Annotated in this window: 10 protein-coding genes; 4 read left to right on the forward strand and 6 right to left on the reverse strand. The window is 70.0% G+C overall.

All coding sequences use genetic code 11. From position 1 onward, the window contains the following. Positions 1–50 precede the first annotated feature (50 nt). Both ABWK99_RS10290 and ABWK99_RS10295 read left to right on the forward strand, forming a co-directional pair. On the forward strand, positions 51–1,775 hold the full coding sequence (locus ABWK99_RS10290; protein ID WP_372594612.1) for a cytochrome bc complex cytochrome b subunit: 1,725 nt from the start codon (positions 51–53) through the stop codon (positions 1,773–1,775). A 112-nt stretch (positions 1,776–1,887) separates the two neighbouring features. Next, positions 1,888–2,511, forward strand: a complete 624-nt coding sequence (locus tag ABWK99_RS10295) for a superoxide dismutase (protein ID WP_372594613.1) — start codon at positions 1,888–1,890, stop codon at positions 2,509–2,511. Between the two features lie 60 nt (positions 2,512–2,571). Here the strand turns inward: ABWK99_RS10295 and ABWK99_RS10300 are convergent, their stop codons facing one another. From ABWK99_RS10300 to coxB, 4 genes are all read right to left on the reverse strand, one after another. Further along, positions 2,572–3,027 carry a hypothetical protein gene (locus ABWK99_RS10300; protein WP_372594614.1) on the reverse strand — a complete coding sequence of 152 codons (456 nt, stop codon included), beginning with the start codon at positions 3,025–3,027 and terminating at the stop codon, positions 2,572–2,574. Positions 3,028–3,127: 100 nt separating this feature from the next. Next, complete coding sequence (locus ABWK99_RS10305) at positions 3,128–3,526, reverse strand: cytochrome c oxidase subunit 4 (protein WP_372594615.1); 399 nt, start codon at positions 3,524–3,526, stop codon at positions 3,128–3,130. Beyond that, positions 3,523–5,343 carry a cytochrome c oxidase subunit I gene (gene ctaD, locus ABWK99_RS10310; protein ID WP_372594616.1) on the reverse strand — a complete coding sequence of 607 codons (1,821 nt, stop codon included), beginning with the start codon at positions 5,341–5,343 and terminating at the stop codon, positions 3,523–3,525. Before ctaD ends, ABWK99_RS10305 begins: the two co-directional genes overlap by 4 nt. Beyond that, positions 5,343–6,206: a cytochrome c oxidase subunit II gene (coxB, locus tag ABWK99_RS10315; protein WP_372594617.1), complete on the reverse strand. Its 864-nt coding sequence runs from the start codon at positions 6,204–6,206 to the stop codon at positions 5,343–5,345. Before coxB ends, ctaD begins: the two co-directional genes overlap by 1 nt. Before the next feature lie 166 nt (positions 6,207–6,372). Here coxB and ABWK99_RS10320 point away from each other — a divergent pair, with 166 nt between their 5' ends. Then, on the forward strand, positions 6,373–7,506 hold the full coding sequence (locus ABWK99_RS10320; RefSeq protein ID WP_372594618.1) for a cysteine desulfurase family protein: 1,134 nt from the start codon (positions 6,373–6,375) through the stop codon (positions 7,504–7,506). Continuing rightward, positions 7,503–7,733, forward strand: coding sequence for a sulfurtransferase TusA family protein (locus ABWK99_RS10325; protein ID WP_372594619.1), 231 nt, complete (start codon positions 7,503–7,505; stop codon positions 7,731–7,733). Before ABWK99_RS10320 ends, ABWK99_RS10325 begins: the two co-directional genes overlap by 4 nt. Positions 7,734–7,786: 53 nt before the next feature. Here the strand turns inward: ABWK99_RS10325 and erpA are convergent, their stop codons facing one another. Then, a complete protein-coding gene (gene erpA / locus ABWK99_RS10330; RefSeq protein ID WP_372594620.1) occupies positions 7,787–8,137 on the reverse strand; it encodes an iron-sulfur cluster insertion protein ErpA in 351 nt (116 codons plus the stop codon). Between the two features lie 181 nt (positions 8,138–8,318). Further along, the coding region (locus tag ABWK99_RS10335; RefSeq protein ID WP_372594621.1) for a glycerate kinase at positions 8,319–8,750 on the reverse strand (432 nt) is incomplete at its 5' end.

Below are 8,750 nucleotides of genomic sequence, written 5' to 3' on the forward strand. Positions count from 1 at the left end.
CAGAGCGACTTCCTCGAGCCGGTCGGCCCGAGCTACTGGGAGCGACTGAAGTGAGCCAGCAGACCACTGCCGCGCCCCGCGCCGCCGCCGCCACCGCCGACTACCTCGACCAGCGCACCGGCGTCGGCAAGGCGGTCAAGGAGTTCGCCCGCAAGATCTTCCCCGATCACTGGTCCTTCCTGATCGGCGAGATCGCGCTGTACTCCTTCATCGTCCTGCTGCTCACCGGCATCTTCCTCACCCTCTTCTTCGTGCCCAGCATGGAGCTCGTGGAGTACGAGGGCCCGCTCGCCGCCATGAACGGCGTCGAGATGTCCAAGGCCTTCGAGTCGACCCTGCACCTGTCGTTCGAGGTGACCGGCGGCCTGCTCATGCGGCAGATCCACCACTGGGCCGCCTTGATCTTCATGGCCTCGATCGTCACGCACATGATGCGCGTCTTCTTCACCGGCGCCTTCCGCAAGCCGCGTGAGATCAACTGGGTCGTGGGCTTCACGCTGATGATCCTCGGCCTCGCGGCAGGGTTCTCCGGCTACTCGCTCCCCGACGACGTGCTCTCCGGCAACGGCCTGCGGATCACCGACGGGGTCGTGAAGTCGATCCCGATCATCGGCAGCTACATGTCGTACTTCCTCTTCGGCGGCGAGTTCCCCGGGGTCCACATCATCCCCAGGCTCTTCACGGTGCACATCCTGCTGATCCCGGCACTGATCCTCGCCCTGATCGGGCTGCACCTGTTCCTCGTCGTGCTGCACAAGCACACGCAGTTCCCCGGCTCCGGCCGCACCGACCGCAACGTCGTCGGCTACCCGCTGTTCCCGGTGTACGTGGCCAAGGCGGGCGGCTTCTTCTTCGTCGTCTTCGGACTGCTGGCCCTCATGGGCGCGACGATGACGATCAACCCGGTGTGGAACTACGGCCCGTACGATCCCTCCCCCGTGTCCGCAGGGGCGCAGCCGGACTGGTACATGCTCTTCCTCGAGGGTGCGCTGCGACTGACACCAGGCTTCCTGGAGTTCACCGTCGCGGGCTTCACGATCTCGTTGAACGTGCTCATCCCGGCGATGATCGTCCCGGGTCTGCTCTTCACCGCTCTCGCCCTGTTCCCGTTCATCGAGGCCTACGCCACCGGCGACAAGCGTGAGCACCACGTGCTCGACCGCCCGCGCAACGCCCCGGTCCGTACGGCCTCCGGTGTCTCGATCCTCACGGCGTTCATGGTGCTGGTCCTGGCGGGGTCCAACGACCTCATCGCGACCCACTTCGCCCTGTCGATCAACGACATCACCTGGGTGTTCCGGATCCTGCTCTTCGTCCTGCCGGCGATCACCTTCTGGGCGACCAAGCGGATCGCGATGGGTCTGCAGCGCAAGGACCGCGAGCTCGTCCTGCACGGGCACGAGTCCGCGAAGATCGTGCGGTTCGCTCACGGGGAGTACGTCGAGATCCACCAGCCCCTGGACACCCACGAGCGCTGGCTGCGCGTCCAGCACACGCCCGAGCGCCCCATCCCCCTGCTTCCCGCCGAGGACGCCAACGGGGTGGCGCGCAAGGGCGTCCGCAAGGACGCACTGCGCTCCCGGGTCTCGTCCTTCTTCTTCGAGGACCGGATCGAGCCGGTGACGCCTGCCGAGCTCGCCGCAGCCCACGACCACGAGGAGCACGCGGCCATCGAGGGCGCGGACGGCGGCGCCGGGACCGCGGGTCTCGTCGAGGCCGGCCCGGCCTCGTCCGGTACCGCACTCGGCGGGACGAAGGCCCCCCACGACGACTGAGCGGGTCGCCCTCGCGGTGACCGTCGGCTGGGTGCAGAGTGGGGTACGTCGCCCGGGATCCCCCGGGCGGATGAACGACAGTCGCGCTGCGACCTGACCGGAGGTGCCTCGATTGGCTGACTACGCTCTTCCCGACCTGCCCTACGACTACGCCGCTCTCGAGCCGCACATCTCCGGGCGGATCATGGAGCTTCACCACGACAAGCACCACGCCGCCTACGTGGCCGGCGCGAACACCGCCCTCGAGCAGATGGCCGAGGCACGGGAGAAGAACTCCTTCGCCACCGTCAACCTGCTGGAGAAGAACCTGGCCTTCAACCTCGGTGGGCACGTGAACCACTCGACGTTCTGGCAGAACCTCTCCCCCGACGGCGGGGACAAGCCCGTCGGCGAGCTCGCACAGGCGATCGACGACCAGTTCGGCTCCTTCGACGCCTTCCGTGCGCACTTCACCGCGACGGCCATGGGTATCCAGGGCTCCGGCTGGGCGATCCTCGCCTGGGACTCGGTCGGCTCCAAGCTGGCGATCTTCCAGCTCTTCGACCAGCAGGGCAACATCCCGATGGGCCTGACCCCCATCGTGCTGCTCGACATGTGGGAGCACGCCTTCTACCTCGACTACGTCAACGTCAAGGCGGACTACATCAAGGCGTGGTGGAACATCGTCAACTGGGCAGACGCGGGTGCACGCTTCGACCGTGCACGCACCCAGACCTCCGGGCTCATCGTCCCGTAGGGCGACACCCGGCCGAGGCCCGGTCCCGACAGGGGCCGGGCATCGTCGTGCCTGAGCGGTTCAGTCCGCCGGTCCGATCGCCCCGTCGTCGTTGTTGACGAAGGCCACCTCCCCGTAGGAGTTGTCGACGCAACGTGCCGCCAGTGCCGCGGCCTCGGCGCCGAGCGAGGCCTCGACGTCTGCGACGTACAGGTAGCCGCCTCCACCGGAGACCTCGCTGCCGACCGGCATCTCGACGCCGGAAGCACTCAGGACCGCTCGTCGCTCACCGTCCCAGGTCGATCCGGCCGGCCACACGATCGGGTAACGCTCACCGACCTCGTCGACGGCGAGGTACAGGCAGTCCCCGACGAGCTCGAGCCGACCGCTCACGAGTGCGGCCATGCCCCCGCCGTCGGACGACACCGCGGCGTACCGCAGCACCGGGCCGTCGACGGCCTCGGCCGCCCCGCTCGTGGCTCCGCAGCCGGCGAGCAGGAGGAGCGCCACCGGCCACGGGAACGCCGCCGTTCTCATGGCCGAACGCTACCGGGCACGCCGTCCCGTGTCCGCCACGAGGTGGGCGCTGCCGTCGGTCGCGCCGGGTCTCGCCGCTGCAGTGTCCTGAACCAGGCCCTCAGTGCGCGTGGATCCCGCGGGAGTACTCGAAGACCCAGCCGATCAGGCCGACGATGCCGACGGCCGCGCCCAGGACGAGGAACCACCAGCCGATCGCGAGTGCCGCGAACGAGAGCGCACAGCCCAGGGCAAGGACCAGCGGCCACCAGCTCCAGGGGGCGAACGTGCCCTGCTCCCCGGCGCCGTCGGCGACCTCCGCGTAGGGGTTGTCCTCCGGGATCGGACCGGACCTGCGGCCGGCGATCGCGAGGTAGAAGGCGATCATCCCGGCGAGGCCGGCGCACAGCAGGAGCGCACCGAGGCCGACGGCCTCCCCGTGGCTCCAGATCCCGTAGACGGTCCCCACGAGCGCGAAGAAGCCCGCGAGCACGGTCAGCATGACGACGGTCACCTTCATCGCTGCTCCTGCCCCTCATCCGTCCCCGGTGCCGGCGGCTCGTCGACGATGACGGCTGCGGACTGCTCCGGCTCGTCCTCGCCGTTCGCCTTCGTCGCGACGGCTCCCTCGCGCTCCCCGCGCCGGTCCGCCTCCCAGTCCAGGACGCCGGGATCGGGTTCGACATGGTCCATCGCCGCGACCTCCGGGTGGTGCAGGTCGAAGGCAGGGCGCTCGGAGCGGATCCGCGGGAGCGAGGTGAAGTTGTGGCGCGGCGGGGGGCAGGAGGTCGCCCACTCGAGCGAGGCGCCGTAGCCCCAGGGGTCGTCCACCGTGACCTTCGGCGCGCTCTTCGTCGTGATGTAGACGTTCCACAGGAACGGGAGCGTCGAGGCGGCCAGCAGGAAGGCACCGACGGTGGAGATCTGGTTGAACAGCGTGAAGCCGTCCTCCGGCATGTAGTCCGCGTAGCGTCGCGGCATGCCCTCCACGCCCAGCCAGTGCTGGATGAGGAAGGTCCCGTGGAACCCGAAGAACAGCAGCCAGAAGTGGATCTTGCCGAGCCGCTCGTCGAGCATCTTCCCGGTGAACTTCGGCCACCAGAAGTAGAAGCCGGCGAACATCGCGAACACCACGGTCCCGAAGATCACGTAGTGGAAGTGGGCGACGACGAAGTACGTGTCCGAGACGTGGAAGTCCAGGGCGGGGCTGGCGAGGATGACACCCGTGAGGCCACCGAACAGGAAGCTCACCAGGAACCCGATCGCCCAGAGCATGGGCGTCTCGAACGTGATCTTCCCTCGCCAGATCGTGCCGATCCAGTTGAAGTACTTCACGCCGGTGGGTACCGCGATGAGCATCGTCATGAGCGCGAAGAACGGGAGGAGGACCGCTCCGGTCACGTACATGTGGTGCGCCCAGACCGTCACGGACAGCGCACCGATCGCGATCGTCGCGTAGATCAGGCCCTTGTAGCCGAAGATCGGCTTGCGGGAGAAGACCGGCAGGATCTCGGTCACGATGCCGAAGAACGGCAGCGCGATGATGTACACCTCCGGGTGCCCGAAGAACCAGAACAGGTGCTGCCACAGGATCGCCCCGCCGTTCTCGGCGTTGAAGACCTGGGCACCGAGCCGCCGGTCCGCGCCGAGTGCGAACAGAGCGGCCGCCAGGGGCGGGAACGCCATGAGGACCAGCAGGCTCGTGACCAGCGTGTTCCAGGTGAAGATCGGCATCCGGAACATCGTCATCCCGGGGGCGCGCATCGTCAGGATCGTCGTGATGAAGTTCACCGCGCCGAGGATCGTGCCGAAACCACCGAGGGCGAGGCCGAAGACCCACAGGTCACCGCCGAGCCCCGGGGAGTTGATCGCGTTCGAGAGGGGGGCGTAGGCGAACCAGCCGAAGGAGGCAGCGCCCGCGGGGGTGAGGAAGCCCGACACGGCGATGATCCCGCCGAAGGCGAAGAGCCAGAACGCGAACATGTTCAGCCGTGGGAACGCGACGTCGGGCGCGCCGATCTGCAGCGGCATGATGACGTTCGCGAACCCGGCGAACAGGGGCGTCGCGAACAGCAGCAGCATGATCGTGCCGTGCATCGTGAAGAGCTGGTTGTACTGGTCCTTGCTGACGATCTGCATGCCCGGCTCGAAGAGCTCCGCGCGGATGAGCAGCGCCATCAGGCCGGCGATCATGAAGAACACGAACGACGTGACCAGGTACATGTACCCGATCGTCTTGTGGTCGGTCGACGTGATCCAGCGGATCACCTGAGAGCCCAGGGACCGCTTGCGCGCCGGAAGGACGGCCGCGCTCGGCAGCTCGGCGTAGGTGGCCATCAGTTCTCCCCGGTCACGGCGGACGGCTTGTCGCTCGGGTTGAGGTCGGCGCCGAGGACGCCGGTCTGTCCGGCCGCTGCGAGGTCGGCCATGTGCTGGTCGTACTCCTCCTGCGGGACGACCTTGACGTTGAAGAGCATGCCGGAGTGGTTCTCGCCGCAGAGCTCCGCGCACTTGCCGGCGTAGGTGCCGACCCGCTCGGGGATGATCTGGAAGGAGGTCTCACGCCCCGGGATCATGTCGCGCTTGAAGAGGAAGGCCGGCACCCAGAAGGAGTGGATGACGTCGCGCGAGGCGACCTGGATCTCCACCCGCTTGTCGACGGGCAGGTACAGCGTCGGGAGGGTCTCCGGGTTGCCCGGCTCCCCGATGTCCACGACGTGCTCACCGGAGTCCCAGACGTTCGAGTCCAGGTAGTTGAAGTCCCAGCTCCAGCGCTTGCCCCAGACCTGGACGGTGACGTCCGGCTCCTCGGAGGTGTCCACGATGGCGGACACGTCGCGCTGGGTGAAGAAGTACAGGACGCCGATCATGAGGATCGGCAGGATGACGTACATGATCTCGAGGGGGACGTGGTAGCGGAGCTGGACCGGGAGGGTGTCGTCGTCCCGACGCTTGCGGTAGACCGCGACGCACCAGACGATCAGGCCCCAGGTCAGCACACCGACCGCGAGGGCTGCGATCCACGACCCTGTCCAGAGCGACGTGATCCGCTCGGTCATGTTCGTGACCTGACCGTCCTCGTACCCCGGGAGGAAGCCCCGCTGGACCTCGGCGGAGCAACCGCTGACGGCCAGGGTGAGCACGAGGGCGAGCACGGCGAACCGCGCCGACCGCCTGCGTCGAGGGTGTTGCACGTCCACACTCGCCTTCACGTCAAGACCCCATCGTCGCCGATGGGGTCGGTTGTCCGGTCCCTTCCGGCAGACGCGTCCACCGGGACCTAGGTCCCCACCCTAGCGCCCGGGCGGCTCGCTGGTGTGCTGAACCGCCTCGCGTCCTGCTGCGGCCGAGCCGTAGCGTTGACCTGTGACACAGACCCGGGTCTACCTCGATGCGGGCGGCCGGGCACCTGTGCACCCGGCCGCGCGGGAAGCCCTGCTCACGGCCCTGGAGGACGGCTGGGCGGATCCACGTCGCCTGCACTCCGAGGGTCGTCGGGCCCGTCACCTGCTGGACGGCAGCAGGGCAGAGATCGCCGGGATCCTCGGCTGCCGCGTCGAGGAGCTGCACCTGACGCCGGGGCACACCGCGAGCCTGCACGCCGCCGTCCAGGCGGTGGCCGCGGGCCGTCGCCGAGTGGGCAGCAGCGTCGTCACGAGCGCCGTGGAACGTGCGGCCGTGCTGACCGCCGCCCGGCACGTGGATCGCGATGCCGTTGCCGTCCCCGTCGACCGGGACGCGCGGGTGGACCTCGAGGCCTGGGCGGGTGCGGTCGGCGCGCCCGGCGTCGCACTGGCCGCCCTGCAGCATGCCAACGGCGAGGTGGGCACCCGCCAACCGCTCCGGGACGCGCACGAGCTCTGCCGCGCTGCCGGCGTGCCGCTGCTGGTCGACGCCGGGGCATCGGTCGGCCATGACGACGTGGGCGCCGACTGGGACCTGCTCGCAGCGGACCCTGGCGACTGGGGCGCCCCGGCCGGCGTCGGGGTGCTCGCCGTCCGCTCACGCGTCCGCACCAGGCAGCCGGGGCCCGAGGACGAGGATCCCTGGGCGCCCGGCGGCGTGGGGGTTCCCCAGGCGGTCGCCGCCGCAGCAGCGCTGCGCGCCGTCACGGCCGAGCGCGGTCGGTCCGCGGCCCGACGCCACGGACTGGTCGCTCGGCTGCGCTCGTCCCTCTCCGCCGTCCCGGACGTGCAGGTGCTCGGCGATCCGCAGGACCGCCTTCCGCACGTGCTGACCTTCTCGTGCCTCTACGTGGACGGCGAGTCGCTGGTCGACGCGCTCGACCGGGCGGGCTTCGCCGTCGGCTCGGGATCCGCCTGCACCTCCAGCGCGCTGGAGCCGAGCCATGTGCTCGCCGCGATGGGTGCGCTGACCCACGGGAACATCCGGATCGCCCTCCCGCGCGAGGTGACCGACGCCGAGGTGGACCGGTTCGCCGCTGCGGTCGGCCCAGCCGTCGCCGCTGTGCGCGCGATGCTCGGGGCCGAGGGCCTGTGATCCTCGACGCCCGCGGTCTGCGTTGCCCGATGCCCGTCATCCGCCTCGCGGCACTCGCCCGTGAGGCGGCCCCCGGTGACGAGATCGAGGTGCGCTGGACCGATCCCGCTGCTGCGCACGACATCCCCGCCTGGGCCAGGATGCGCGGTCACGAGGTGCTCGGGACGCACGAGCTGGACGAGGGCTGGGCGACGACGGTGCGGATCGGCGAGCGCGACGCCCCGTGACGGGAACGGGCGGGCACCCGAAGGTGCCCGCCCGGTCCGCCGAGGGATGCGGCTCAGGAGAAGGAGCCCCCGCAGGCGCAGGCGCTGCCTGCGTTGGGGTTGTCGATCGTGAAGCCCTGCTTCTCGATGGTGTCGGCGAAGTCGATCGTCGCGCCGTCGAGGTACGGGACGCTCATCCGGTCGACGACGACCTCGACGCCGTCGTAGTCACGGGTCGCGTCGCCGTCGAGCACGCGCTCGTCGAAGTAGAGCTGGTAGATCAGGCCCGAGCATCCACCGGGCTGCACGGCGACACGCAGGCGGAGGTCGTCGCGACCCTCCTGCTCGATGAGGCTGCGGACCTTCGCCGCCGCCACGTCGGTCAGGACGACGCCGTGCGTCGCGGTCTCGGTCGTCTCGGTCATGAGCCCTCCGCGGGGATGGTCGGTCGCGACCCGGACCAGGCCGGGACGCTGCGGGCTGGACGCACCGCTCGCTCCAGGGTACGTCGTCCCTCGTGCTGCGTCGCTCCCCACTGGTCCCCCGGAGTCATGCCCTCGGCGAAACGCGCCGGGCCGGCAGGCCCCGACCGGTGGGCGGGACGGGTCAGCGCGACCAGGTGATCGCGACGCGCTCGATGCGTGCGGCGAGGCTCGCCCACGGCTCCGCCCGCGCGGAGTCGAGCGCATCGAAGTCCTCGGCCACGGCATACGCACCGGCGATCCCCGCGGCCGACCACTCCCGCCTGCCGAGGACGACCTCCTCGGCGACCACCACGACGGGCACCGCGACCTCGGCTCCGGCCCCCGCGACGACAGGGACCGCCGAGTCGTGCAGGGCGTGCGGGTCGAGGGCGGGGCCACCGGTCACCAGCAGGTCGCAGGTGCGGGCCAGGTCCGCCAGGCCGGCGAGCTCGGCGATCAGCGCGGCGCCCGGGCGCAACCGGGCACCGAGCAGGGCGAGGGCGAAGGCGAGTCCGCCCCCGGCGCCGGCGCCCTCGCGAGAGGCGGCCGCCCGCACGGTGCCGGGCCCGAGCAC

The sequence above is a fragment of the Actinotalea sp. genome (assembly GCF_041597215.1).
Classification (GTDB): Bacteria; Actinomycetota; Actinomycetes; order Actinomycetales; family Cellulomonadaceae; genus Actinotalea.